Origin of the sequence: Pseudoxanthomonas sp. SORGH_AS_0997 (genome assembly GCF_031453535.1) — a bacterium.
In the GTDB taxonomy this organism is placed as follows: domain Bacteria; phylum Pseudomonadota; class Gammaproteobacteria; order Xanthomonadales; family Xanthomonadaceae; genus Pseudoxanthomonas_A; species Pseudoxanthomonas_A winnipegensis.
The window spans coordinates 18,360-43,749 of the sequence record NZ_JAVIZI010000001.1 but is presented as its reverse complement, the minus strand read 5'-3'; the positions used below and the strand labels follow the sequence as shown (position 1 = coordinate 43,749).

At 70.8% G+C, this 25,390-nt stretch carries 19 protein-coding genes; 4 read left to right on the top strand and 15 right to left on the bottom strand.

From position 1 onward, the window contains the following. Nucleotides 1-37: 37 nt before the first annotated feature. Complete coding sequence (locus tag QE438_RS00175) at nt 38-1,657, top strand: AMP-binding protein (protein WP_306993361.1); 1,620 nt, start codon at nt 38-40, stop codon at nt 1,655-1,657. A gap of 164 nt (nt 1,658-1,821) precedes the next feature. Here the strand turns inward: QE438_RS00175 and QE438_RS00170 are convergent, their stop codons facing one another. The 6 genes from QE438_RS00170 to QE438_RS00145 all read right to left on the bottom strand — a co-directional run bounded on the left by QE438_RS00170 (nt 1,822) and on the right by QE438_RS00145 (nt 9,014). Further along, on the bottom strand, nt 1,822-2,172 hold the full coding sequence (locus QE438_RS00170) for a hypothetical protein (RefSeq protein WP_130533551.1): 351 nt from the start codon (nt 2,170-2,172) through the stop codon (nt 1,822-1,824). A gap of 53 nt (nt 2,173-2,225) precedes the next feature. Further along, complete coding sequence (locus QE438_RS00165; protein WP_306993363.1) at nt 2,226-2,699, bottom strand: copper chaperone PCu(A)C; 474 nt, start codon at nt 2,697-2,699, stop codon at nt 2,226-2,228. Nucleotides 2,700-2,774: 75 nt separating this feature from the next. After that, nucleotides 2,775-4,247, bottom strand: coding sequence for a PepSY domain-containing protein (locus tag QE438_RS00160; protein ID WP_306993365.1), 1,473 nt, complete (start codon nt 4,245-4,247; stop codon nt 2,775-2,777). After that, the gene (locus QE438_RS00155; protein WP_306996206.1) at nt 4,247-6,169 is read right to left on the bottom strand and encodes a TonB-dependent receptor; all 1,923 of its coding nucleotides are present in this window, start codon (nt 6,167-6,169) and stop codon (nt 4,247-4,249) included. Before QE438_RS00155 ends, QE438_RS00160 begins: the two co-directional genes overlap by 1 nt. Before the next feature lie 198 nt (nt 6,170-6,367). Next, complete coding sequence (locus QE438_RS00150) at nt 6,368-8,476, bottom strand: TonB-dependent copper receptor (protein WP_306993367.1); 2,109 nt, start codon at nt 8,474-8,476, stop codon at nt 6,368-6,370. A 67-nt stretch (nt 8,477-8,543) separates the two neighbouring features. Then, nucleotides 8,544-9,014, bottom strand: coding sequence for a DUF2946 family protein (locus QE438_RS00145; protein ID WP_306993369.1), 471 nt, complete (start codon nt 9,012-9,014; stop codon nt 8,544-8,546). A 168-nt stretch (nt 9,015-9,182) separates the two neighbouring features. On the opposite strand from QE438_RS00145, the gene QE438_RS00140 reads away from it, so the two are divergent. Further along, nucleotides 9,183-10,403 carry a GAF domain-containing sensor histidine kinase gene (locus tag QE438_RS00140; protein ID WP_306993370.1) on the top strand — a complete coding sequence of 407 codons (1,221 nt, stop codon included), beginning with the start codon at nt 9,183-9,185 and terminating at the stop codon, nt 10,401-10,403. Nucleotides 10,404-10,467: 64 nt separating this feature from the next. On the opposite strand, the gene QE438_RS00135 is transcribed toward QE438_RS00140, so the two are convergent. Both QE438_RS00135 and QE438_RS00130 read right to left on the bottom strand, forming a co-directional pair. Next, nucleotides 10,468-10,833, bottom strand: coding sequence for a DUF4242 domain-containing protein (locus QE438_RS00135; protein WP_306993372.1), 366 nt, complete (start codon nt 10,831-10,833; stop codon nt 10,468-10,470). A 101-nt stretch (nt 10,834-10,934) separates the two neighbouring features. Beyond that, nucleotides 10,935-11,918 carry a LysR family transcriptional regulator gene (locus QE438_RS00130; RefSeq protein WP_131660140.1) on the bottom strand — a complete coding sequence of 328 codons (984 nt, stop codon included), beginning with the start codon at nt 11,916-11,918 and terminating at the stop codon, nt 10,935-10,937. Between the two features lie 171 nt (nt 11,919-12,089). On the opposite strand from QE438_RS00130, the gene cysG reads away from it, so the two are divergent. Together cysG and cysK are read left to right on the top strand one after the other, a co-directional pair. Further along, nucleotides 12,090-13,544: a siroheme synthase CysG gene (gene cysG / locus QE438_RS00125; protein WP_306993374.1), complete on the top strand. Its 1,455-nt coding sequence runs from the start codon at nt 12,090-12,092 to the stop codon at nt 13,542-13,544. Between the two features lie 33 nt (nt 13,545-13,577). Beyond that, nucleotides 13,578-14,537 (top strand): cysteine synthase A, encoded by a 960-nt coding sequence (gene cysK / locus QE438_RS00120; protein WP_306993376.1) that lies wholly within the window; start codon nt 13,578-13,580, stop codon nt 14,535-14,537. A gap of 495 nt (nt 14,538-15,032) precedes the next feature. Here cysK and QE438_RS00115 read toward each other — a convergent pair whose 3' ends face one another. From QE438_RS00115 to QE438_RS00085, 7 genes are all read right to left on the bottom strand, one after another. Next, a complete protein-coding gene (locus QE438_RS00115; protein ID WP_306993379.1) occupies nt 15,033-15,953 on the bottom strand; it encodes a glycerophosphodiester phosphodiesterase family protein in 921 nt (306 codons plus the stop codon). After that, the gene (locus QE438_RS00110) at nt 15,887-16,978 is read right to left on the bottom strand and encodes a purine nucleoside permease (RefSeq protein WP_309731137.1); all 1,092 of its coding nucleotides are present in this window, start codon (nt 16,976-16,978) and stop codon (nt 15,887-15,889) included. The genes QE438_RS00115 and QE438_RS00110 overlap by 67 nt, the downstream gene beginning before the upstream one ends. 261 nt (nt 16,979-17,239) lie before the next feature. Beyond that, nucleotides 17,240-19,606 (bottom strand): TonB-dependent receptor, encoded by a 2,367-nt coding sequence (locus QE438_RS00105; protein ID WP_130530890.1) that lies wholly within the window; start codon nt 19,604-19,606, stop codon nt 17,240-17,242. Nucleotides 19,607-19,722: 116 nt separating this feature from the next. Continuing rightward, a complete protein-coding gene (locus QE438_RS00100; RefSeq protein WP_306993383.1) occupies nt 19,723-20,862 on the bottom strand; it encodes a nucleoside hydrolase in 1,140 nt (379 codons plus the stop codon). After that, on the bottom strand, nt 20,859-22,289 hold the full coding sequence (locus tag QE438_RS00095; RefSeq protein WP_306996208.1) for an adenosine deaminase: 1,431 nt from the start codon (nt 22,287-22,289) through the stop codon (nt 20,859-20,861). Before QE438_RS00095 ends, QE438_RS00100 begins: the two co-directional genes overlap by 4 nt. 173 nt (nt 22,290-22,462) lie before the next feature. Continuing rightward, nucleotides 22,463-23,764 carry an NCS2 family permease gene (locus tag QE438_RS00090; RefSeq protein ID WP_130515683.1) on the bottom strand — a complete coding sequence of 434 codons (1,302 nt, stop codon included), beginning with the start codon at nt 23,762-23,764 and terminating at the stop codon, nt 22,463-22,465. Between the two features lie 529 nt (nt 23,765-24,293). Next, nucleotides 24,294-25,313, bottom strand: coding sequence for a 3',5'-cyclic-nucleotide phosphodiesterase (locus tag QE438_RS00085; protein WP_306993386.1), 1,020 nt, complete (start codon nt 25,311-25,313; stop codon nt 24,294-24,296). Between the last annotated feature and the right edge of the window lie 77 nt (nt 25,314-25,390).

The window sequence follows — 25,390 nt, the reverse complement described above, 5'->3', positions numbered from 1 at the left end:
CTAGAGTGGGTCCCCAACGCATGACATGACGTACCGCATGGACCGCCCGATCCGCGATTACTTCGAACACGTCCGCACGCTCGACTTCGTGCCGGCGCCCGGGCCGCGCAACGCCTGGCAGACCTGCATCGGCGCGCACCTGGGCGCGCAGCGCGAGGTGCTGTGCTGGATCGACACCCAGCGCGTAGCGCGGCGCTACACCTTCGAACAGCTCGACACCTGGTCGGCCCAGTTCGCCCAGCTGTTGCGCGCACGCGGAATCGGGCCGGGCGCGGTGGTGGCCGGGCTGCTGCCGCGGCGGCTGGAGCTGCTGATCGTGGTGCTGGGCACCTGGCGCGCGGGCGCGGTGTACCAGCCGCTGTTCACCGCCTTCGGTCCCAAAGCGCTGGAACACCGGCTGGCGGCCAGCGGCGCGGCGCTGGTGGTGTGCTCGGCCGAGCAGCGCCCCAAGCTGGACGAGGTCGCCGCCGCGCCGCCGATCCTGACCCTGGGCAGCGGCGATGGCGAGGACTTCTGGGCCGCGCTGGAAGGCCAGCCGCAGACCTTCGACCCCGTGCCGCGGCGGCGCGAGGACCCGTGCATGATCATATTCACCTCCGGCACCACCGGGGCGGCCAAGGCGCTGCGCGTGCCGCTGCATGCGCTCGATGCCATCGCCACCTACATGCGCGACGCGGTGGACCTGCGGCCGGACGACGTGCTGTGGAACATCGCCGACCCGGGCTGGGCCTACGGGTTGTACTACGGCATCGCCGGGCCGCTGGCGCTCGGGCATTCGGTGACCTTCCACGAAGGCCCGTTCACCGTGGACAGCTGCTACCGCACCATCGCCGAGCTGGGCGTGACCAATCTGATGGGGGCGCCCACCGCCTACCGCATGCTGATGGCCGCCGGCGACGCCGCGGCCGCGCCGATCAAGGGCCGGCTGCGCGTGGTCAGCAGCGCCGGCGAGCCGCTCAATCCCGAGGTGATCCGCTGGTTCGACCAGGCGCTGGGCACGGTCATCCACGACCATTACGGCCAGACCGAGACCGGCATGACCCTGTGCAACCACCACGCGCTGGCCCATCCGGTGCAGCCGGGCAGCGCCGGCTTTCCCTTGCCGGGGTATCGGCTGGACGTGCTGAGCGACGACGGTCAGCCGCAGCCGGTCGGGGTGCCGGGGATGCTGGCCGTGCATGTCGACGATTCGCCCGCGCTGTTCTTCCGCGGCTACGAGAACACCGAAACGCAGCCGTTCAAGGACGGCTGGTACCTCACCGGCGATACGGTCGAGCGCAACGCCGATGGCTCCATCGCCTTCGTCGGCCGCAGCGACGATGTGATCACCTCCAGCGGCTACCGCATCGGTCCCTTCGACGTGGAGAGCTGCCTGCTCGAACATCCCGACGTGGTCGAGGCCGCCGCGGTCGGCAAGCCGGATCCGGAGCGGTTCGAACGGGTCAAGGCCTATGTGGTGCTGCGCCCCGGCGTGGCCGGCGACGAGGCGCTGGCGGCGGCGCTGGCCCAGCACGTCAAGCTCCGACTGTCGGCGCACGCCTACCCGCGCGAGATCGCCTTCGTCGACGAACTGCCCAAGACCCCCAGCGGCAAGATCCAGCGCTTCCTGCTGCGCAACCAGGCCCGCGCCGAAGCCGAAACGGCACCGGCGGCCTAAGCCGCCCTCAAACGCCCGACGCCCCCTCTACCGTCGTTCCCGCGCACGCGGGAACCCATGGACGTCAACGCGCACAACCAAATGCAGACGTGGCCCTAGACCCCCGCGACAACACAGCGCCCCATCCGTCCGCAAACCTCGCAACAATCCCGAATCCCGAATCCCTAATCCCCCACCACCGGCACCGGCGTCAGCGGCACCTTCTCGCCGCAGGCCAGGCACTTGCGATAGTGCTGGCCGTGCTTGTGGCGCGGCCGCGAGAGCAGCCCGCCGCAGGGGCAGCGCCCCTGCTCCATCCCGCGCAGCCACAGGTACAGGCGCCAGCTGGCCAGCGACGCCCACACCAGCCCGAGCGCGACACCGGTGAGGGCCAACAGCGAGCCAACCCGTCGCGCCGCGGCGGCGCCGATCAGCGCCTCCTGGTGCTCGACCACGAACGACAGCACCCAGCCGGCGGCCACCAGCACCGGCGCCGGTGCGTACAGCCGCGCCACCATCCGCGAAAACCGCCTCATCCCAGCCCCCTGTCCGTGCGCCGCCAGCGGCGCTGCCGCCGCAATCTATCCGCTCACATGTGCATGCCGTGCATGTCGTCCGCAGGCCCCGCCGCGTCGATCGGGCGCACCTGCAACCTGACCGTCTGCGCGGGCGCGTGGGCGAAGCGCAGGACCAGCTCGATCGTCTGGCCGGCGACCAGCGGCTGCCTGGGCCCGATCAGCATCAGGTGCGTGCCCGAGGGCGCCAGCGCCACCGTCGCACCGGCCGGCAGGTCCAGCCCCTCGAGACGGCGCATGCGCATCACGCCGCCGTCCATGCGGCTCTCGTGGAGCTCCACCCGCGTCGCCGCCGGCGAGCTCACCGACACCAGCCGGTCGGCCTGCGCCCCGCTGTTGACCAGGGTCAGATAGCCCGCCGCGCTGGGCGCCTGCGGCGGGGTGGCGCGCGTCCAGGCCGCGCGCACCTGGATGCCTGAGCCCGGCGTGGCCGCCTGCGCCAGCGCGGACAGCAGCAGCATCGCCGCGGTGATGATGATCTTGCCCATAAGCCTTGCCCTCTCCTTCAAGGTTGAACGACGTCTTGCCCGTTGCCAACGCGCCGGCCGCCGCCGGCTGTTATCTCATGCGCGCCGCGCCCGTTGGCGAGGCTGCACCCATCCCAGGTCCACCGCGAGCATCACCAGCCACGAGGCGCCCACCAGCGGGAACAGCACCCCGCCCACCGCCAGCATGCCCGCCACGACCTTCAGCGTCCGCGGCTGCGCCGGCAGCGGCGGCACACCCAGCCCGCCGCGCGGACGCCGCTTCCACCACATCACCGCGGCACTGATGCACAGCACCAACGTGCAGGCGCAGGCCAGCACCAGCAGCACCCGGTTGGTGCTGCCGAACTCGTCGCCCATGTGCACGTTGATGCCCCATTCCAGCGCCTTGGCCGCCGGGCCGTAGTCGGCATAGCGCATGTCGAGCAGGGTTCGCCCGCTGTACTGGTCCAGGTGGATCACGCGCTGCTGGTCCAGCACGCCGTTGTAGAGCGAGGCGGTATAGACCCCGCGCGCCCCCTGCGGCATCGACACGCTGTAGCCGGCGCCGATGCCGCGCGCGTCGAACGCCGCCACGGCGCGATCCAGCCCGATCGCGCCTGGCTGCGCCGCACTCGCATGGCCCGCCCCATGCCCGGCGTGCTCCATGCCGGGCATGTCGGCCATGGCCGCATGCGCGGCCGACTGCGGCACGCGTGCCTGCTGCAGCGACCAGGCCTGGTCGGCCCTGTCGGCCACGCGCGCCTGCGACATCGGCAGCTGCACACGCAGGCCGGCGGGATAGCCGAAGTTGTGGCCGTTGACCAACTTGTTGACCTGCGCGCCCCACAGCCATGACCAGGGCATGCCCGACATGGCCAGGAACAGCACCGCCGCGCCCGCGCCGATGCCGACCACCGCATGCAGATCGCGCCAGAACAGGCGCTGCGACGGCCTGCCGCGCACGGTGACCACGCCGACCAGCGTGCGTCCCCGCTCAGGCGTGGGCGCGCGCTTGCTGGGGATGCGCACGGTGCCGCGTGGCCACCACAGGTAGACACCGGTCAGCACCAGCACGATGGCCCAGCCCGCGGCCAGCTCCACCAGCGCACGGGCCCCGTCGCCGAGCAGGTCCAGGCTGTGCAGGCGGCGCAGCGTCCAGCCGAATGTGCCGCGATCGGCCAGGCTGCCCAGCACGCGCGCGTGCACCGGATCCACATACACCACCCGACGCGCGCCGTCCGGGGCCACGATGCCGACCTCCGCCGAGGCATCGGCGGCCGCCGGCGTGGTGTAGCGGAACACCTGCCCCGGCTGCGCGGCCAGGGCCGCCTGCACGATGCGCTGCGGCGTGGCCGGGCGCTCGCCGGGCGCGGCGGGCGCGACAATGAGCAGCTGCTGATGCACCAGCCGGTCCAGCGGCCGGTGATAGACGAAGCCGGCCCCGGTCATGGCCAGCCAGGCCAGCAGCGGCAGCACCAGCAGCCCGGCGTAGAAGTGCCATCGCCAGATCGCGCGATACAGCGCGCCAGCATTCGTCGCGGGTGCCTGCGCGGCGGCGGTGCTGGCCATCAGAAGCTCCAGTTCCAGCTGGCGTACAGCCCGCGCCCGTCGCCGGGCGAGAACCCGTACAGGCCGCTGTCGTACCAGGCGTAGACGTAGAAGCGATCGGTGAGGTTCTTCAGCTGCAGCGAGACCTCGTTGCGCGCATCCAGCGTCCAGCTGGCGCCGAGGTTGGCCAGCGCGTAGCCGCCGTAGCGGCCGAGCGTGTTGGTGCGTTCGAGGTGATAGTCGCCCTGGCCGTTGCCCCAAGCGCTGAGCCTGAGCCGGTCGCTGACCTGCCAATCGACGCCGGCCGAGGCCAGCCAGTGCGGCACGTTCTCGATGTCGCGCCCCTCGGTCTGCAGCGCGCCGGGCGCGGCGCGCGCCACCGTCGCGCGTTGCCGCGAATAGGCCAGCCACGCGTTCCAGCGCGCGTCCGGCTGCAGATTGACCTGCGCATCCCCGCCGCGGCGGAATGTGCGCCCGACATTGACCACGTCGCTGCCGGTCCCGGTCGCGCCCAGCACCGTGGCGACTTCGCCGTCGGCGCGCTGCTCCCAATAGGCCACGCGTCCGCTCAGCCAAGTGGCCGGCACGAACTTCAGGCCCGCCTCCCAGCCGGTGTTGATGGACGGCCCCAGGTCGTGGACCGTGGTGCGGTAGGCGCCGTCGCCGGCCCCGATCTGGAAGCTGCGCCCCCAGTTGGCATAGGCGGTCCAGGCCGCGCCCAGCGCGTAGGAGGCGCTGAGCTTGGGCTGGCGGATTGTGCCGTAGCCATAGGCGTCGTAGCGCCGCCCGGTGAGGCGGTCGTCCAGATGTCCGTCGACCCGGTCGATGCGATAGGCCGGCACCAGCTGCAGGCCCTCCAGCGGCTGCAGCACGGCCTGCACGTAGGCGCCGTGGGTCTGCAGCGTGTAGTCCCAGTCGCGCGTGCGCGCCAGGCGCTGGCGCGCGGCGGTGCGCCAGCGCCGCGCGGTGTTGTCCTGCCACTGCGCGTCCACGCCGGTCTCCACGGCCAGCACGCGGCTCGGCGTCCAGGTGGCGGTGGCGATGGCGCCGCGCTGGGTCTCGTCGTTGTCGCGCTCCTGCTGGCTGCCGGCCTGGGAGAAGCGCACGTAGCGCGCATTGGTGTAGCGATTGACGTAGGCCTTGCCGCTCCAGGTCCAGTCGCTGCCGATCAGGCCGTCCAGATGCAGCGCGGTCTGCGTGGTCTGACGCTCGCCGGCGTCGGCCGCCGCATAGGCCACCGCGTCGCGCGGCGCGGCACGCGCCTGCAGGTAAGTGGGGAAATACCCGGGCTCCTGCGCCTGGTTGTGGTAGTAGCGCGTGCTCAGCAGCGCGCTCCAGTCGCCCTCGGGCGCGTTGAAGCCCCACTTGCCGGCGAAGTTGCGCTTGATCGCCTTGGCATGGTCGCGATATCCCTCCGAGTCGCGCCAGCCCAGGAAGTAGTTCTGCGTCCACGGCCCGGTCTCGAAGCCCTTGGACAGCTGCACCTCGCGGGTGCCGAAGCTGCCGGCTGTGACGCTCAGATGCCCTTCGTCGCCACCCACGCGCGTCACCAGATTCACGTCGCCAGCGATGGCGTTGAGCCCATAGCGCGCATCGTTGGTGCCGCGCACGACTTCGATGGCGGCGATGTCCCCCGACATCACCGAGTCCAGGTAAGGCATGGCGCCGGCGTTGTCGTTGCTGGGAATGCCGTCGATCAGCAGCTTGACCGCGTTGATGCGCCCTTCGCCGTTGAACCCGCGGAAAGAGAACCGGCCCGCCTCGGTGCCCATGCGGAACGGCGTCAGCTGCATGCCCGGCACCTTGGCGAACAGCTCCCAGCTGTTGTCCACGTGCTGGTCCTGGACCTGATCGGCGCCGATCACATCGACCGAACTCAGCACCTTGCGCGCGGGCAAGGCGCCGCGCTTGGCGCCCTGGGCGTGGACCTTGCCCAGGGTCAACACGGCATCGCGCTCATCGGCGCCGAAGGTCTGCGCGACGGCAACCGGCACGTACAACGCACAGGCCGTCAGCGCCCAGCCGACGGTCCTGATCAGAGGTGGAGAACAACACGTCATCTTCGATCCCTTTCGATTCATGCGGTGCGGGCGCGATGCCCGGCACCGGTGACGCGCGCCGCACGGGTGGCCGCGCGTTGCTCAGTACTTGAAGCCCAGCCGCACCCAGGCGGTGCGGCCGGGCTCGTGGATGCGCACCGGATCGGCGGGGAAGCCGAAGTCCGCGCTGCCGGACAGGTTCAGGTGCTCGGCGTAGTCGCGGTCGAACACGTTGTCCACGCCGGCGGTGAGCTGCCAGGCGTCGCTGAGCCGGTAACCGGCGTTGAGCGCGAAGGTGGCGAAGCCCGCGCTCGGCCCCAGGTCGCGGCCGACGACATTGCCCTGGCCCACGCTGACCCGGTCCTGGCGGGCGACCGCGCGCAGCAGCGCACCGACCGACCAGCGCCGGCCTTCCCAGGAGGCATTCACCCGCGCTTCGAGCGGTGGCATCTGCGGCAGCGCACGGCCGTCGCTGCGGTTCGCGCCCCAGGCCCAGGCCAGGCTGCCGCCGAGCTTCCAGCCATCGGCCGGGCGCAGTTCGAGGCCGGCCTCGGCGCCATGGATGTCGGCGTCGACGTTGCCCACCTGCGAGCTGGGACCCATCATCCCGCCCGCGGTATAGGTGAACAGCAGATAGTCATCGATGCGGCCCACATAGGCCGAGACCCAGGCATCCACGCGCGCGCTCTTGTACTGCGCGCCGATGTCCAGCTGCGTGGTCTTCTCCGGCCGCAGCGCGGCGAAGGCGTTGACCGCGCCCACCGGCCCGCGGTCGGCGGAGAACAGTTCCCAGTAGTCGGGCATGCGCTCGACATGGCCCAGCCCGGCATACCAGGTCAGCGGCAGATCGCCCGCATCGGCCTCGAAGCGGGCGAAGCCCGAGGTCAGCGTCTGCCGACGGATCTGGCCGAAGGTCGGGTTGGGCATCGCGGCGCCCATGCCCATCCCGGACCCCATGCCATCGTCCATCGCCATGCCGCTGGCCTGCGCGCGCAGATCCTTGACCGACGCCCGGTCCAGGCGCGCGCCGACGATCACCCGCTGCGTCTTGGCCAGATGCAGGGTCAGTTCGGAGAACACGCCCTGGTTGCCCAGATTGGCATCGCGCTGCCAGGGCTCATACGGCATGCGGTCCATCGCATTGCGGCTGCGGTGGCGGCTGGCCTGCCAGTCCACACCGGCCGTCAGTCCCGCATGGTCCCAGGCCCATTCCGAGGCGATCCGTCCGCCGCTGGTGCGGCGGTCGACGTTGGCCGCCATCGGCATCGGCATGGCCGAGTCGGGGTTGGGCGTGCGCAGGCTGTAGTTGTCCATGATGTGGTCGGCATCGTTGGCGTAGACGCTGGCCTTGATCGACTCCCAGGCGCCGGGCAGGCCGGTCTGCTCGAAGCGCGCGCCAACGCTGGTGCGGCGGAACTGGCGCCCGTCCATGCCGCGCCCGGCATAGCGCGCCAGGCCATCGCCGACGCCGGCGTTGACCTCCAGCACCGTGTCGGGATCGGGCGTCCAGCCGATGGCCGCATCGGTGTTCCACTTGCGCCACTTCGAGGGCACCACATCGCCGGCGCCGTCCTTGTAGTCGTCCGACGCCGAACGGCTGGCGGTCACCCGCGCATAGCCGTGCGCGTCGCCGCCGGTCACGGCCAGGTTCTGGTCGTTGCGGCTGCGCGAGCCGCCCAGCGCGCTGCCCTGCGCCTGCAGCGTGGGCCGTTCGAAATGCGGCGTGTCGCGCTCGAAGCGTACCGTGCCGGCCGAGGCGCCCGGCCCCCACAGCACGGTCTGCGGGCCCTTGACGATGGTCAGGCGGTCGTAGGTCTCCGGCGAGACATAGCTCAGCGGATTGTCCATGCGTGCCGGGCACGCGCCGGGCATGGCGCCGTCGTTGGTCAGCACGTTCAGGCGCGAACCGAACATCCCGCGCAGCACCGGGTCGCCATTGGTGCCGCCATTGCGGATGGCGGTGAAGCCGGGAATGGTCTTGAGGTAATCGGCGCCATCGCTGGCCGGCACCGGCTGGCGCGGCAGCCGCGGGTCGGTGGTCCAGGTCAGCGGCGTGGACGGCCGCACGGCGGTGACCACCAGCGGCGCGAAGGTGTGGGCGTCGTCGACCGGATCGACATCGGCGGCGAACACGCAAGGGGACGACAGGGCGCACGCGAGCGCGCACGCCAGGCGCGACGGCACGGCCGTCGCGGGGCGGAAAACAGACATCGGGACACTCCAGCACAGCACACGGGTCGACGCCCGCGCAGGCGAGCGCCCGCGCGGATCGGTGGGATCAGGCGACCAGGGTGTGCGGAGGTCCGCGTGCGGCGTGGGCCGGCCAGGGCAACGCCTGGCGCGGCGTGGCCCGGTGTTCGGGCAACAGCGAGGGCGCCGCCTGCAGCAGCGGCAGCAACAGCAGGATCAGGACGAAGGGCAGCAGCCGCGCGGCCAGCAGGCAGTAGTCGCAGGCCATGCCCTCGTGATGATCGACAGGCATGCCGTCGGGCGCGGCGTGGTCCATGCCGGCCATGTCCATCGCCAGGTTCGGCGCGTGGTCGCCGTGGCCCGCGGCCTGCGGCGCGGCGCCGCCCAGATCGACCAGGCGCATGCCGCCGCTGGTGCATAGCGCGGTCAGGACGCGCAGCGGCTCGGCCGGGCCATGCCACTGCAACCAGCGGCTGACCACCGGCGCCACGACCATCAGCAGCGCGCCCAGCAGGGCGAGCCGATGCATCAGTCCCAGGAAGCGGCGGTGGCGCAGCATGGCGCGCAGTCTAGAGCCTCCGGCCGGCAAGTGAGAAGCCGGCGGCGACCGGCCGGCACGGCTGTGTAAGAACCTTCACAGCCGGGGCCAAGCCGCGCCCTACTCTGTCCGCCCCCCGTTGCGGCGGTCCGCCGCGGCGCAGCGCCTCCGCCAGGAAGCCCCTTTCGCATGCCAGCCGTCAGCCCGCCCCCGCGCGCCACGCCGCCCCTGGAGTGCGCCGCGTCCACCGCGCCGCGCGCCGTCAACGAGACGCTGCGGCTGGAGACGCTGCACGCCTACGCGATCCTCGATACACCGCGCGAGGCCGCCTTCGACGACATCACCAACCTGGCCGCGCTGATCTGCAATGCGCCGATGGCGCTGATCAGCCTGGTCGATGCCGACCGCCAGTGGTTCAAGAGCGAAGTCGGCATGGGCGCGCAGCAGACCCCGCTGCACTCGTCCATCTGCGCCCACGCGATCCTGGAGGACGCGGTGCTGGTGGTCGAGGACACCCTGGCCGAGCCGCGCTTCGCCTGCAACCCGCTGGTCAGCGGCGAGCCGTACCTGCGCTTCTACGCCGGCGCGGTGCTGCGCAGCCCCGACGGCCTGCCGCTGGGCTCGCTGTGCGTGCTCGACACCTTGCCGCGCAGCATCACCCCGCAACAGCTCGACGCTCTGCAGGCCCTGGCGCGCCAGACCATGGCCCTGATGGAACTGCGCCGCACCCTGGCCATGGCGCAGGAAGCCAACCATTACCGCGCGCGGCTGATGGCCATCGCCGGCCACGACCTCAAGACGCCGCTGCGCAGCGCCGGCTATGCGCTGGAGAAGCTGCGCCGCACCCTGCCCAGCGACGCCCCCACCCTGCCGGCGCTGGACGACGCGCGCGTCTCGCTGGGGCAGATCAGCCGCGGCTTCGACCAGCTGGCCAGCCTGGCGATCGCCGGCGGCGACGAGGTGCGCCCCGACCTGATCGACCTGCCCCTGCAGGACGTGATCGACGACATCCTGGCCACCTGGCGCCGTCCGGCGCAGCAGCGCGGCCTGCGCCTGCGCAATGTCCCGACCTCCCTGCGCGTGCGCAGCCATCGCACGCTGCTGTCCACGCTGCTGGGTAACCTGCTCGGCAACGCGGTCAAGTACACCGAGAACGGCTCGGTGCTGATCGGCTGCCGCCGCCACGGCGACCAGGTGGCGATCGAGGTGCTCGACACCGGCGTGGGCATGGACGCGCAGGACGCGCGCGAGATCTTCAGCGCCTTCCGCCAGGCCAATCCGCACGGGGAAGGCCTGGGCCTGGGCCTGTGGATCGTCAGTCGCACCGCGCAGACGCTGGGCTATCCGGTGGAAGTGCACACGCGCAAGGGGCGCGGGAGTCGCTTTCGGGTGGTGGTACCGCTGGCCTGAGCCGGCCTGGCGGACGGCAACGCGCCGGATCAGCGTCGCGTTGGGGTCGATCCCTGAAGGGGCATCAGGCTTCGGCGGTGGTCGGATCGATCACCGTGCGCACCTGGGCGACCGAATTGGCCGGAAATCCTCCCTTGGCCGCGTGCTCCCGCACGCTGGCCTCGTCCGGCGCGATATAGACGCAATAGATCTTGTCGTCGGTGACATAGCTGTGCAGCCACTGGATCTGCGGCCCCATCCCGTGCAGCACGCTGCAGGATTGCTGGGAAATGCCGTTGAGCTCGGCGGGCGTCAGCTTCCCCGCGCCGGGGATGTCACGTTCGATCACGTACTTGGGCACGATGGCCTCCTCGAAAGACGTTGCATGGACGCGGGGGAGGCGGATCGTAGCGCGCACGGTTTTGCAGGGCGTGACGCGGCGCAACAGCAAGGGGACTTTCGCCTGGATCCCGCAGGCGCGGGAATGACGACTTCGAGATCGGTCTGGTCGCTCGCGCCTGCGCTCATCCTGGCGCTCGCTGACGCGGACCCTCAACTCGTGATGGTCTGGGTCAACGCTTCCCACGTCGGCGGCACCGGCCAGTCCGGCTCGCGGTTGCCATCCATCACCTGCCGCAGGTCGCGCTTGTCGATCTGCGGCGCCAGCACGTGCACCAGATCCAGCGCGTAGTCGCGCAGCACCCGCTCGCGCGGCAGCACCGCCCAGGCGATGCACTCGCTGATCTCCGCCGGCGCCGGCCAGGCGCGCAGGTCGGCGTCGCCGGCATTGACCGCCATCTCGGCCAGCAGGCCCACGCCCATGCCGGTGCGCACGTAGGTCTTGATCAGGTCCGCATCCAGTGCGGTGAGCGCGATGTTGGGTTCCAGGCCGGCGTGCACGAAGGCGCGCTGCAGCGAGGAGCCGGGCCGGGTTGAGGATTCGTAGCTGATCAGCGGCTGGCCCGCCAGGGCGGCCAGGTCCGGCGCTGCGCCCTTGCGGTCCAGCGCGTGCCCGCGCGGCACCACCACCAGGCGGCGCCAGCGGTACAGCGGCACGGCCAGGCCGGCCGCGGGCGTGTCGCCGGAGGTGCTGATCACCGCCATGTCGGCATCGCCCTGGCCCAGCAGATCCAGCGCATCGGCCTCGGCCGCCTGCTGCAGGTGCACGCTGACCTGCGGATAGGCGCGCTTGATCTGAGCCACCGCGTGCGGCAGCACGAAGCGCGACTGGGTGTGGGTGGTGGCCAGCACCAGCTGGCCCTGGCTCTCGCGGCGCTGGTTGGCCGCGTAGGTGCGGATGTTGTTGGCCTCGGACAGCACGGCGCGGGCGCGCTGGATGACTTCCACGCCGGCCGGGGTCACCGATTCAAGACTGCGGCCCTTGCGCACGAACAGCAGGAAGCCCAGCTCGTCCTCCAGCTGCTTGAGCTGCTTGGACAGACCGGGCTGGGTGGCGTGCACGCGCGCGGCCGCCAGGGTGATGTTGAAGTCGGCGTCGGCGATGGCGACCAGATAGCGGAGCTGGGTCAGGGTCATCTGCGGAAGGATCGCTGGCGAGGTGCGGCGCGGCCGCTTATGGGGAAAACGAATGTACGTGTTCCGGCCACCACTGCTTATAACGTAGGGTTATCTGAACGCAGCGGCAAGTCATTTCCGACCGTCATAAGCCGGGCGTAGCGTCGTGGCCCTCTCGACCCGGACCCACCCGTGAGCGCTGCCCTGTTTCCCCTGTTCGCCGACCTGCGTGGCCGTGCCGTCCGCGTGGTCGGCGGTGGCGCGGTGGCCGAGCGCAAGGTCGAGGCCCTGCTCCACGCCGGCGCCCTCCCCCACGTGGGCGCACCGACCCTGACCCCGCGCCTGGCGCAGTGGACCGAGCAGGGCCGCATCGCCTGGCAGCCGGGCAGCTTCACGCCCGACTGGCTGGACGGGGTATGGCTGGTGATCGCCGCCACCGACGAAGGCGAGGTCAATCGCGCGGTGGCCGATGCGGCCGCCGCGCGGCGCCTGCTGGCCAACGTGGTCGACGACGCCGAGCTGTCCAGCTTCCAGGTGCCGGCCCTGGTCGAGCGCGGCGCCCTGCAGATCGCCATCTCCAGCGGCGGCCATGCGCCGATGGTGGCGCGCCACATCCGCCGGCAGCTGGAGACGCTGCTGGACGAGTCCTGGGGGTCGCTGGTCGCCCTGCTCGGCCGGCAGCGCGCCCGCATCCGCGCGCGCTTCCCCGAGATGGGCGCTCGCCGCCGCTTCTTCGAGCAACTGCTCGCCGGCACCGTGCCGCGCCTGCTGCGCCAGCGCCAGGACGCGGCCGCCGAGACCGAGCTGCAGCGCGCGCTGTCCAGCGCCGCCCAGGCCCACGCCGGCACCGTCACGCTGGTCGGCGCCGGCCCGGGCGATGCCGGCCTGCTCACGCTCAACGCGCTGCGCGCGATGAACGAGGCCGACGTGATCCTGCACGACCGCCTGGTCAGCGCCGAGGTGCTGGCCATGGCCCGCCGCGACGCCACCCGCATCGAGGTGGGCAAGTCGGCCCAGGGCCACAGCACGCGCCAGGACGACATCCACGCGCTGATGCTCGAACACGCCCGCGCCGGCCGGCGCGTGGTGCGGCTCAAGGGCGGCGATCCGTTCGTGTTCGGCCGCGGCGGCGAGGAGCTGGAATTCCTCAAGGCCCACGACATCGCCTTCGAGGTGGTGCCCGGCATCACCGCGGCGCTGGCCTGCGCGGCGTATTCGGGCATCCCGCTGACCCACCGCGACCACGCGCAGGGCCTGCGCCTGGTGACCGCGCACTGCCGCGACTCCCTGGACACGCTGGACTGGCAGGCGCTGGCGCAGGAACGCCAGACCCTGGCGGTCTACATGGGCGTGGCCGGGCTGGAAACCTTCCGCGAGCGCCTCATCGCCCACGGCCGCGCCGCCGCTACGCCCTTCGCGCTGGTCGAGAACGGCTCGCGCCGCGCCCAGCGCGTGGTCACCGGCACTCTGGCCGACCTGGCTGAGACCGCGCGCCACCACCAGGTGCGCTCGCCGGCCCTGCTGATCCTGGGCGAGGTCGCCGCGCTGGCGCACACGCTGCACTGGCACGGCGATGCGCCCCTGGCCGCGCCGGCATCACAACATCCCGACAACATCGACGCGCCCACGCTGTCGCGCGCCGCCTGATCCCACCCTTCTAATCGGAAGAGACGTCTTCGCATGGCCATCTACGACAACATCCTGGACACCATCGGCCGCACCCCGGTGGTCAAGCTCCATCGCCTCGCGCCGGCGCACACCAAGGTGTATGCCAAGGTCGAGTCGTTCAATCCCGGCGGCTCGGTCAAGGACCGCCTGGCGCTGGCGATCATCCTCGACGCCGAGGCCCGCGGCCTGCTCAAGCCGGGCGACACGGTGGTCGAGGCCACCTCGGGCAATACCGGCGTGGCGCTGGCGATGGTGTGCGCGGCGCGCGGCTACAAGTTCGTGGCCACGATGGTGGAGACCTTCTCCATCGAGCGCCGCAAGCTGATGCGCGCCTATGGCGCCAAGGTCATCCTCACCCCGGCCGCCGAGCGCGGCAGCGGCATGGTGCGCAAGGCCAAGGAACTGGCCGAGCAGCACGGCTGGTTCCTGGCTAGCCAGTTCGCCAACCCGGCCAATCCGGCCTATCACCGCAACACCACCGGCCCGGAGATCCTGCGCGACTTCGCCGGCCAGCGCCTGGACTTCTTCGTCACCGGCTGGGGTACGGGGGGCACCCTGACCGGCGTGGGCGAAGTGCTTAAAGTCGCGCGCCCGGAGACCAGGATCATCGCCACCGAGCCGGCCGGCGCGGCGCTGCTGAAGGGCGATGAGTGGAAGCCGCACAAGATCCAGGGCTGGACCCCCGACTTCGTGCCCGAGGTGCTCAACCGCGAGGTCTACGACGAGCTCTATACCGTCACCGACGAGCGCGCGATCGAGACCTCGCGCCGGCTGGCGGCCGAGGAAGGCATCTTCGTCGGCATCTCCGCTGGCGCCACCCTGGCCACCGCGCTGGAAGTGGCCGAGAAGGCCGTGCCGGGCTCGGTGATCCTGGCGATGCTGCCCGATACGGGCGAGCGCTACTTCTCCACGCCGCTGTTCGCCGACATCAACGAAGGCAGCGACGACGACTGGCTGGCCGGGCTGCCCTGATTCGGGATCCCTCGCCGGTGCACGGGAATGTGGACGTATTGATGGCCTGAGGACCGGGCCGGTGGGCACGCCTCTTAAACCCGCCTCGACCCGACCCTGGATGGCGCCTCTGCTCGGTCCGCCCACCAGGCGGACCCACCTGTAGAGCGGAGCTCGCTCCGCTGGGGCCGTCCCCGCGAACCGAACGAAGAGCAGCGGAGCAAGCTCCGCTCTACAGGCATGCCACTGCGAGACAGCTGCTCCCACGATCCGGAGCCCTCCAACTCACCGCGCAAGGCAGAGGTGCGGTGGGCGGTGTCCGCGACGAGCGAGGCAGGAGGCAGAGCGCCTTACGGCAGGAGGCAGGATTCCCTGATCGAGGGATAAGCGGTTACAGCCCGCCTGACCGCAGCGCCTCCGAAGGAAGCAAGAACGCGAACGCCCCGCGATCCCTCGATCAGGAGAAGAACCTAACTCAAGACTCCCCACCAGCGTCGAAGAGGCAACGACGGCCGCTCAATGCGGCCCGTTGTCCGTGGTCGGCACGTAGGCCTTGAGGGTCTGCGCCGCGCACTTGGGGTGGTTGGTCACCAGCACATCGGTGTAGTGCGCATCGATGTAGTCGAGATAGGCCTTGCAGCCCTGCTTGGCGACCTTGGCGTTCAGCGCCGCGCTGTCCTCCCCCTCGCCGTCGATCACGTCCGTCACCAGCACCGCGCCGGCGGTCTTGGCGTAGCCGAAGACCTTGTTCTTCGAATCCTGCGGCACGTACATCGCCAGCGGCCGGCCGGCGGCGATGCGCTTGTAGTAGTTGGCGTCGGACTGGGTCTTGATCAGCACCGAGACCATGGCGCCATCGGCACTGGCCAGCGCCTCGGCCGCCGCGCCGCGCTCGAAGGTCAGCAGGATCACGCGGTCCTGCAGCTTGCGCTCGCGCAGCAGCGGCGCGAGCGTCGCCGCCTTGATGCCCTTCAGATCGATCATCAGGATCACGTCGGGCACGCCGGCGGCCCAGTCCAGGACCTTGGTCAGGCGCGGCAGGGCCTCGTCGGTCGGCTTGCCGTGGCCGTCCTTGAGCTTGACCGCGTCCAGCGCCTGGCTGGTCTGCGCCTTGATCGGGCCGGTGCCGGTGGTGGTGCGGTCGAGGGTGGCGTCGTGCAGCAGATAGAGCACGCCGTCCTGGCTGGCGGCCAGGTCCATTTCCACGCCGATCTGGTGGCTGGCCACCTGCTGCATCTGCACCAGGCTGTTCTCGGCGCCGTCGGGGGTGGCGCGGCCGCGGTGGGCCACGATCAGCGGCCGCTGGGACAGCCGCATCTGCGGCAGCTCGGCGCCCTGGCGGCGGCTCTGCGCCAGCGCAGGCGCGGCCATCAGCAGGGCCAGGGCCGCCAGCGACAGCGCGCGCAGTGGACGGGAGGAAGCGAGGTTGGCAGGCATGGGGTCATTCCTTCGGCACGCCGTGCGACCACGCCTCCCAGTGCGCCAGGATGGCCTCGGTCAACGCATGCCCGACTCGGTAGGCGTTGTGGGTGGATGGCAGGAAGCCACCGGACTTGGCCGACAGCGAGGCGCCCACGTCCTGTCCCGGCGCCTCGCGATCGAAATTGGAGGCCGTGCGCAGCAGGGCGACGCGGGCGAACTGCAGCCTGCCCGCCTCGGCTCCCCGCTGGAGCGCGGTCAGGGTGGCATTGTCCTCCATCTGCGTGATGCAGTAGTGGCCGCGCCCGTCGGTGGGTCAGCTGCACGTAAGCCTCCATCGCCGTGGCGATCAGGCTGCCGTGCCAGTAGGTGTCGCTGGTCAGGCTGTCGCAGATGCTCACCGCCGGCACGGCGCGCGCGGCCGGCTGCGGATACTGCAGGCGATAGGCCGCGGCCGCGTCGCTGTCCTCCAGCGGCACGCCCGCGCTCAGGGCATAGGCCTTCTGCAGCAGGGCCTCGTCGAGCTGGAACACCTCGGTCCCGGTGCGGTGCTCGACCTTCTGCCCCGGCGCGGTGGCGCCGAGCATCAGCAGGTTGGACGACCAGCCGGCCGGCTGCTGGCGCGGATCGACCGCGCGCATCAGGCCGCCATCGATGGCGTAACGTGCCCAGTGCGCCGAGCCCAGCGTGCCCTGCTCCGGCGCGACGCCGCCGATGCCGGCGATCAGGAAGTAGGTGCGGCGCAGGTCGAAGCGCGGCGAGGCCACCAGCGCGGCGACCGAGCTGGCCGCATTGGCCAGGCCCATGTCGGTGGTCATCAGGCACAGCCCGGCGCGCGTGCAGTCCACGGTCGGGTACTTGGGCGACAGGCCCGGCACGGGCACCTGCGTGTCGAAGCGCTCGGCCTCGCGCCAGGGCGCGGCCTCCGGCGCGAACATGGTGATCACCAGCACCTTGGGTGCCAGCGGCTTCTGCGCGAGCGCCGGCATGGCGCACAGGCCGAGCAACGCCGGCAGCAGGAGCTTGATCAGAGGACGGAACATAGGACCTCCGGTATGGAATAGGAGAAGGAGACGCACGGACCGGACAAGCGGCGCCGATCGTCGGGAAGCGCGGACGCAACGAGGTCGCGATCTCCGCACATCACGCGCTGGGAGCGGACCATCGAGCGCGTGGAAAGATCTCGCATCGCGTCCGCCGCCCTGCAGGCAGGGCGACAGACGCAGGGTCCGCGGGGACGAGGCCCCGCGGACGATGAAACGCGCAGCGCCGACCGTGGCCCGCGGCTGCGCGGCAGCCCGGCGTTACAGGTCGAACGAACCGCCCACCGTCACCATGAAGGTGCGGTCCTGCAGCAGCTGGTAGGTATCGGTACCGACCGAGCGATAGGTCGTCACGCTGGAGGCCCAGGTGAAGGCCTTGCGATTGGCCACGTTCCACAGGTTGACCTTGATGTAGGGCTTCTTCAGCCAGCCCGCATCGGCGAAGTTCCAGCCGCCATTGAGGTTGATCGTGGTGTAGCCGCCGGCGTGGGCGCGGTTCTCCCAGTCGGCGTAGATGCCGCCCAGGACATTGGCGTTGGCGCTGGCCCAGAACGGACCCTGGTCGTAGTTCACCGCGACGTAGCCCACGTTCTTGGGCGCGTTGATCATGGTCTTGCCGTCGGTGTCGTAGGTGACGCCGGCCACGGTCAGATCGCTCTTCATCTCCGACTTGTTGTAGGCGTAGGAGGCGTAGGTGGACCAGTTGTCGTTGAACTTGTAGCTGACCTCGCCGTTGATGCCGGTCACATCGACCTTGTCCAGCGTGGTGTAGACCGAGGCCTTGCTGACCGGGTCGGTGCCGCTGACCTGCTTGTCCTTGAACTTGCTGCTGTAGATGTCGACCATCGCGCTGATCTGATCGCCGTAGAAGCGCCAGCCCAGGTCGGCGGTCCAGGAGGACTCGGGCTTGGGCTTGATCGTGCCGCTGGGCTGGGCCAGCGCCGCGGCCGCGGCCTTGCTGTAGAAGTAGTTCAGCGCCGCGGTGTTGATCGGGGCGCGGTAGGCCTGGCCGATGCCGAAGTAGAACTGGTTGCGCTCGTCGAGCTGGAACTTGACGCCGCCGGTCGGGGTGAACTTGTTGTACTTGGCCTCGCCCTCGCCGGTCACCTCGCCCAGGCTGGTGCCGCGCGTCGCGATACCCGAATCCGGCAGGTTGGTGTACCAGCCCTTGCGGTTGACCCAGGTGTAGGCGCCGCCCAGCGTCACGGTCCACTGGTCGTTGGGCGTCCAGGTGTTGGTCGCGAACAGACGCTTGGTGTCGGTGATGGAGTAGGAGCGGTAGGTCTGCAGGGCGCTGCCGTTGGGATAGGTCAGCATGTCCTCGTTGTCCTGGCCCCACAGGTTGGACGGATCGCCGTCGATGCTGGTGGGCATCAGGTTGCGGCTCTGCTGGTTGCGGGGACGCTCGTAGAGCGCGCCGAATTCCAGGCTGTCGTTGAGGCCGAAGTCCTTCTTGAACTTGACGTGGATGCCGGGACGGTAGGTATCAGAGGTGTACATCTGATAGATCGGCACGTTCGCATCGCGCGTGTCGCCATCCTTGTTGGCGTCGATGCCGCCATAGGCCGATTCGTTCTGGGTGGTGCCGCTGCCGCCACCGCCGTAGCCGTAGACCATGTACGGCACCACGGACAGGTGCAGCGAGTCGGTCAGGGTGAACTCGCCGTCCAGGCTGGCGATCCAGCTGCGGAACGGGTTGGTCTGCATCCAGGCATAGGCGCTGGGCACGGCCGGGTTGTAGTTGCCGTCGTAGCCGAAGTGGTAGTTCTGGTGGGCCTGGGCCTTGGTGACGTTGCGGTAGTTGTTCTTGAACTCGCGGTTGTACTGCAGCGAGCCGGTGATCGAGTTGTCCTCGTCGATGGTCCACACCGACTTGGCGTCGACCTTGGTCACCAGCGACTTGCCGGTGCCGCGCCACAGGCTGGTCTCGTTGTTGGAGTAGGAGATCCACGAACGCAGCGGGCCGGTGTCGCCGGTGTTGTAGCGCAGGAAGGTGCGGTGGTAGCCGTTGCTGCCCGCGCTCTGGCTGAAGTCCAGACCCGCCTCGGCGGTGGGGTCGACGGTGACCCAGGCGATGTTGCCGCCGGCCGCGCCGATCACCGGCGAGGTCACGCTGGGATAGCCCTGCTCGACGGTGATGTCGCCCATGTTCTCGGTGTCGCCGTACTCGGTGGCGTACATCTTGTAGTTGCCCGAGTCGTTGATCGGCACGCCGTTGACGGTCACGCCCACCTCATCGGGCGGGTAGCCACGCACCGAGAACTGGCCGTCGTTGAGGCCGGTCACGTCGTTGGTGGCCGAGGTCGCGCCGGGGATGCTGGACAGCATCTGGGTGAAGTTGGCGCCGGGCGCGGCCTTGAGGATGGCTTCGCGGCCGATGGTGGACACGGCCTTGGGCGCGTCCTGGACCTGCATGTTGCCGCCGCCCAGCGACAGCGAGGTACCGGTGACCTTGACCGCGTCGAGCTGGCGCGCGCGCTGGGTGGCGTTGGAGTTGGTGGTGTTGGAGGTGGTGGTGACGCTGCTGCGCTGCCCGGCGTCGGTGCCGGTGGCGTCCTGGGCGAAGGCGGCGCCGGCGGTCGCGTACAACGCGGCCGTGACGGCAAGGGAAAGGAGCGCTTTGTTCATGTGGGGATTGCCTGTGTGGGTAAGGGTTCTAGCCAAGACACCGCCGCGTCGGCGCGCGCGGGCACCGATCAGCGTCCGGGCCGCGTCCGTGGCCCTGCCGCTTCCAACTCCGGGATTCAGGGCACCGCCGCGCCGACCGCGCGCGGCTGGGGCCGGGTCAGCAGGCGCGCCATCAGCGCCTCGAAACGCGGTACATCGACGCTGCGCACCACGGTCTGACGCCGCTCGCCCAGGCCCGGCGCGTACGGCGGGCTCCAGGACAGGATGTCGCCGTAGCCGGCGCCGCGGTCGAGGTTGGTATCGACCATCAACTCGTCGGACTGGGTGATCAGCGAGGGATCCAGCCACACCGCCACGGCCAGCTCGTCCCACAGCGGGAAGCCGGTCTGGCGCGAGGCCAGCGCGCGGGCGATCGGCGTGTCGGCCGCGCGCATGCGCGCCAGCAGCGCCGGGGTGACCTCGGTGGCGGTGGACGGATCGACCGGCACCATCACGATCTTCTTCCACGGCGCGCGCATGACGATGCTGGCGGCCTCGGGATCGAAGCGGATGTTGAACTCGCGCCGCGGCGTGTTGACGAACTCGCGCGCGAACTGCCGCGCCGCCTCGCTGTCGCGCGTCTGCCTGGGCTCCAGGCTGCCGCCCATGTAGACCAGTTCCTTGGCCAGGCTGGCGAACTGCGGATCCAGGCGCTGGGCCAGCGCCAGGTTGGTCAGCGGGCCGGTGGCGATGATGGTCACCTGGCCCGGATACGCGCGGACCATGCGCAGCAGGAACAGCGCCGCCGGCTCGTCGCTGGCCTTGACCACGCTGGGATTGCCCAGCTTCAGATCGCGCACCACCTCCGGGCCGTGGTAATCGGGGTCGGCCTGGAAGTTGTCCTCGACCCAGTGCCTCATCCACACGCCCTTCCACACCAGCTTGCCGTACAGCGCTTCCCAGCGCTCGGTCTGCGCTTCGGTGTTGACCAGCGGATCGATCGCGCCCTGCGCCACCGGTACCTCGGGATGACCGGTGATCTCCAGCATGCGCCGCGCATGCGCGGTGGCCTGGGTGGCCCAGGCGTTGCCGCTGACCGTGGTCAGGCCCAGCACCTGCACATCGGGCGCCTGCAGCGCCATCACCTGGGCCGGCGCGAAGCCGTCCAGGTCGTCGTCCAGGATCACCAGCTGCTTCTGCCCCGCCCACGCCGAGGCGCTCGCGGCCAGCGACAGCAGCAGCGCGCCATGCGCCAGGGCCCGTGCGAGGCGGCTCATCGGCCCGCCTCGGCCAGCTGCTGGGTCTCGAAGGCGACGAAGTCGCGCTCCAGCTGCCACTGCAGGCGCGCCTTCTCGCTGCCCTCGAGCAGCGCCTTGCAGCGCGCATCGGCGCTGCCGGAAATCAGCGAGCCGGCGCAGGCGGCCACGGGCGTGCGGCCGTCCGCGTCCCACAGGCTCTGGCCAGGCGCGAAGGAATAGGTCAGCCCATTGCGCGCGACCTGCTTGAGCGTGGCGTAGTCCAGGCCCTGCTCGGTCACCGCGCGCTGGTACTCGTGGGTCATGTCGCTGCGCGAGACGCCCTCGTCATCGGTGGACAGCACCACCGGCACGCCGGCGGCCAGGTACATCGGCAGCGGATGGTCGCTGCCCTTGACCCCGAGAATCACGTCGTTGCTGGTCAGGTTGATCTCCACCGCCACGTGCTGGGCCTTCATTTGTCGCAGCAGTCCGGCGGCATCGTCCTCGTAACCGATGTCCACGCCGTGACCGATGCGCCGGGCGCCGATGGCCACCGCATCGCGGATGTGGAAGCGCAGGTCCGCCGGCGGCACCAGGCCCAGGCTCAGTTCGCCCGCGTGCAGGGTCAGCGGCACCTGCGGGTAGCGCGCGGACAGCAGCTTGAACATCGCCATGTGCAGGCGGTAGTCGCGCAGCGCGACCGGGTTGTCCTCCGGCGCGACGATGTTGACCCCGGCGTAGCGCTGCGGATCGGCCTGCACCACCGCATAGCCCATCAGCATCTGCCCGAACACCACCGGCGCCGGCAGCGTGCGCAGTGCGTACGGCACATAGCGATAGCGCACGCCGCAGCCGATGCTGGCGTCTGCCTGGCCGCAGCGCAGCAGCTGGGCCACGCGCGCATCGAGCGCGGCGGTGTCGGCCTTGGCCGCCTCGACCAAGGCCGGCAGCTGGGCCTGCAGCGGCGCCAGGTTGGCGGCCAGGTCGGTGGCGTTCCAGTCCAGCGCGCCGGCGCGCTTGCCGAGCTCGGCCGACTGGGCGGGGTTGGCGATCAGCTCGACATAGCTGACGCGGTCACGCGCGGCCTGCTCCAGCGTCGCGGCGATCGCGTCGGGGCGACGCGCCTGCGAACTGCCGAAACGGGCGAAGGTGCTGAAGAACTGGTCGTGCCCCGAGGCGGCCGCATTGCCCTGCACGAAGTTGCGCATCGACAGCGCATCGACCGTGGCGGAGAAGAACGCCGCATCGCGCGCGGCCAGGCCGCGCGCCGGCACCGTGCCCTCGCCGCACGGCGGCGGCAGCAGCTGGTGGGTGTCGCGGGCGATGCAGCCCTGGTCCTCGTCGGCCCAGCGCAGGAAATCCTCGGCGTAATTGCTGCCACCCACATGGTTGTGCAGGTCCGCGCCCTTGGGCATGGCCTGCAGGAAGGCGCGCAGCTGCGGGCCGTTGCCCGCCACGCGCTGCATCAGCGCGGCCACCTTCGCCTCGCGCGCGCCGGCCGCGCCGCCGCCATCGGCCGCCCAGGCCTGGCCGGCCAGCGCCACACAGGCGATCACGCCCCAGATTGTTCTACTTCCCACCACGTGCACGACTCCCCTTGCCAAAACGTCTTGCGAAACCCTCACCGCCCCGCGTCGCGCTACAGCGCGTAACGCAGCACGAACAGCGCCGCCACCACCCAGGTCGCCACGTGCACGCCACGCCAGCGTCCGGTGCCGAGCTTGAGCAGCGCATAGCTGACGAAGCCCAGCGCCAGGCCGTTGGCGATGGAATAGGTGAACGGCATGCCCAGCGCCGCCAGGCTGGCCGGCATGGCCTCGGTGACATCGCTCCAGTCCAGGTGGACCAGCTCGCGCAGCATCAGCCCGGCCACGTAGATCAGCGCCGGCGCGGTCGCATAGGCTGGCACCATCGCGGCCAGCGGCGAGAACAGCAGCGCCAGCAGGAACAGCGCGGCCACCGTCAGCGCGGTCAGGCCGGTGCGGCCGCCGGCCTGCACGCCGGCCGCGCTTTCCACATAGGCAGTCGTGCTGGAGGTGCCCAGCAGCGAGCCGGCCAGGATCGCGGTGCTGTCGGCCACCAGCGCGCGATCGAAGCGCTGGCGCTGGTCCGGGCGATCCAGCAGCCCGGCGCGCTGGGCCACGCCGGCCAGCGTGCCGGTGGCGTCGAACATCTCCACCAGCAGGAAGACCAGCAGCACATGCAGCAGCGCGGCCACGCCGCCGTGCTGGGTCAGCGCGCCGGCGATATCGAGTTTGAGGAAGGTCGGCGCCAGGCTCGGCGGCCAGGCCAGCAGCCCGGCGTAGTGCACCTTGCCCAGCGCCAGGCCGGCGGCGGTCACCGCCAGGATGCCGATCAGGATCGCCCCGCGCACCCGCAGCGCATCCAGGATGCCGATCAGCACCAGCCCGGCCAGCGCCAGCAGCGGCTCGGCCTTGTGCAGATCGCCCAGGGTCACCAGCGTGGCCGGGCTGTCCACCACCAGGCCCGCGCCCTGCAGGCCGATGAAGGCCAGGAACAGGCCGATGCCCGCGGCGATGCCGCTGCGCAGCGACAGCGGGATGCCGTCGACCAGCCAGCGCCGCGCGCCGGTCAGGGTCAGCAGCACGAACAGGCAGCCGGACAGGAACACCAGCCCCAGCGCCTGCGGCCAGGGATAGCCCATCGTGCCGACCACGGTGAAGGCGAAGAAGGCGTTGAGCCCCATGCCCGGCGCCAGGCCGATCGGCCAGTTGGCCAGCAGCCCCATCAGCGCCGACCCCAGCGCCGCGGCCAGGCAGGTGGCGACGAACACCGCGCCCTTGTCCATGCCGGCCGCGCCCAGGATGTCCGGGTTGACGAAGACGATGTAGGCCATCGTCAGGAAGGTCGTCGCCCCTGCCAGCAGCTCGGTGCGCACCGAGCTGCCGTTGCCGGCCAGATCGAAGCCGCGGCCCCTCACCGGCGGGCGCTCCGTGCGGGCGCAGGCGACGAGGCAATGGCGGCGGGCTGCAATCGGGGCATGAGCGGTCCGGTGGCGAAGGGGTGCGGCTTGGGCGGCATCGCGGCGCGGGCGCTATACGGCGTGGGTCACGGCACGGGCGGATTCCCGCGCCGGACCCGGCGCGCGGCCGGCCAGGCGATGCTGCAGAGCAACACGATCTTTTCACACGGAACTTACGGATTTGCAAGCCGTCGAAAGTCACGGTGTGTGACCGATAGGCGACATTTCCGCCTTATTTGGAGCGGCGCGCGGGGTCGCCCTTGCCGCGAGGGGCGGAGGTCGGCACCTCTCGCCCCTCCAGCGAAAGTCCCTGGATTCCCGCGTTCGCGGGAATGACGGCAGGAGGATTCCCGCGGCACTGCTCCGACTGCATCCCGCCGCAGGATCCGCCCCCTCCCTTTCGCGCAGCGAAGGGGAGGGCTGGGGTGGGGTCGCTTTTGGGGCGCGCCCCGGTATCGCTCGGCGGCCGCTCCCGCTGCCCGCCCCCTCAAGGCAGCCGCAGCACCTGCCCCTGGACCGGCAGCACGAACGCGACCCCCTGGCGGTTGCCCGCCTCCAGCTCGATCTTCACCAGCGCGCGCGGATCGCGCCCCTGCACCAGGCTCGGCTTGATGTGGCCCACCAGCACCGGCAGGCCCTTCAGCGGCGCGGTGCCGCCGGTCGCGGCGGCCAGCGCGTCCAGCTCGCGCAGCAGCCAGGCGGGGGTGAGATGGCCGAACAGCTGCGCATCGGGCACATCGTCCGGGAACGAGGCCTCGATCAGCAGCCCCTTGAGCGCGTGCCGGCGCACCAGCGGCGCCAGCACCTGCCAGATGTCCGCCAGCCGATGCTGGCCGCCGGACAGCGCGTCGGGCCCGGTATCGCCGAAGTAGGCGAAGTACGCATCGCCGCTGCGCACCAGCAGCATCGTCGAGGTCAGCCGGTCGTGCCACAGCGGATAGGCGCAGGCCGACAGCGAGGTCCCGGGCACGTCGAACCACTGCCCCGGCACGACGTCGGTCAGCACATAGCGGCCCAGCGCCGGCGCCGGCCCGCGGTCGGCGAAGTTGGGCCAGGCCTGCCAGTTGAAGTAGTCGGCGCTGAGCGTCTCCAGCGTCGGCGCCAGCCCGTAGATCGGCTTGCGGCCGGCATCGTCGGTGGCCGCGACCAGCAGCCCGCCGACATGGTCCAGATGCGCATGGCTGATGAAGGTGCCGGCGATCAGGTTGCGCAGCACCTGTCCCTGCGGGGTGAGCCCGTCGGCGGGCCGCAGATCGGCGAACGCGCCTTGCCGCAGCGCCTGCGCGATGCCCGGCAGCACGGTGCCGGCATCCAGCGCCAGATAGCGCGTGTCGGCCTCGGCGCGGATCAGATAGGACGACAGGTTGCCCTCGTCCAGCCCGCCCTCAACCCCAAGCGCCACCAGCTCAAATCCCGCGTCCTTCGGCGCGGCCAGCGCGAGGCTGGCCGGCAGTACCAGCGCCAGCAGGCCAATGCGGAAGAGCGTACGAAAGCGGGCGATGGACATCGGCGAACCCTGGCAGGTGGGGCGGCCAGTCTACGGGCGCTTTCCCGCAGGCCGCGGGCTAAGATGTCGCCCCGGAC

What these genes read in the sequence shown, in the direction of transcription:
- QE438_RS00105 (WP_130530890.1), bottom strand. Translation starts at nt 19,606, where the DNA reads ATGAACAAAGCGCTCCTTTCCCTTGCCGTCACGGCCGCGTTGTACGCG.
- QE438_RS00175 (WP_306993361.1), top strand. Translation starts at nt 38, where the DNA reads ATGGACCGCCCGATCCGCGATTACTTCGAACACGTCCGCACGCTCGAC.
- QE438_RS00100 (WP_306993383.1), bottom strand. Translation starts at nt 20,862, where the DNA reads ATGAGCCGCCTCGCACGGGCCCTGGCGCATGGCGCGCTGCTGCTGTCG.
- QE438_RS00110 (WP_309731137.1), bottom strand. Translation starts at nt 16,978, where the DNA reads ATGTTCCGTCCTCTGATCAAGCTCCTGCTGCCGGCGTTGCTCGGCCTG.
- QE438_RS00170 (WP_130533551.1), bottom strand. Translation starts at nt 2,172, where the DNA reads ATGAGGCGGTTTTCGCGGATGGTGGCGCGGCTGTACGCACCGGCGCCG.
- QE438_RS00165 (WP_306993363.1), bottom strand. Translation starts at nt 2,699, where the DNA reads ATGGGCAAGATCATCATCACCGCGGCGATGCTGCTGCTGTCCGCGCTG.
- QE438_RS00085 (WP_306993386.1), bottom strand. Translation starts at nt 25,313, where the DNA reads ATGTCCATCGCCCGCTTTCGTACGCTCTTCCGCATTGGCCTGCTGGCG.
- cysK (WP_306993376.1), top strand. Translation starts at nt 13,578, where the DNA reads ATGGCCATCTACGACAACATCCTGGACACCATCGGCCGCACCCCGGTG.
- QE438_RS00130 (WP_131660140.1), bottom strand. Translation starts at nt 11,918, where the DNA reads ATGACCCTGACCCAGCTCCGCTATCTGGTCGCCATCGCCGACGCCGAC.
- QE438_RS00160 (WP_306993365.1), bottom strand. Translation starts at nt 4,247, where the DNA reads ATGGCCAGCACCGCCGCCGCGCAGGCACCCGCGACGAATGCTGGCGCG.
- QE438_RS00095 (WP_306996208.1), bottom strand. Translation starts at nt 22,289, where the DNA reads ATGCAGCGCGTGGCGGGCAACGGCCCGCAGCTGCGCGCCTTCCTGCAG.
- QE438_RS00150 (WP_306993367.1), bottom strand. Translation starts at nt 8,476, where the DNA reads ATGTCTGTTTTCCGCCCCGCGACGGCCGTGCCGTCGCGCCTGGCGTGC.
- QE438_RS00115 (WP_306993379.1), bottom strand. Translation starts at nt 15,953, where the DNA reads ATGCCTGCCAACCTCGCTTCCTCCCGTCCACTGCGCGCGCTGTCGCTG.
- QE438_RS00140 (WP_306993370.1), top strand. Translation starts at nt 9,183, where the DNA reads ATGCCAGCCGTCAGCCCGCCCCCGCGCGCCACGCCGCCCCTGGAGTGC.
- QE438_RS00145 (WP_306993369.1), bottom strand. Translation starts at nt 9,014, where the DNA reads ATGCTGCGCCACCGCCGCTTCCTGGGACTGATGCATCGGCTCGCCCTG.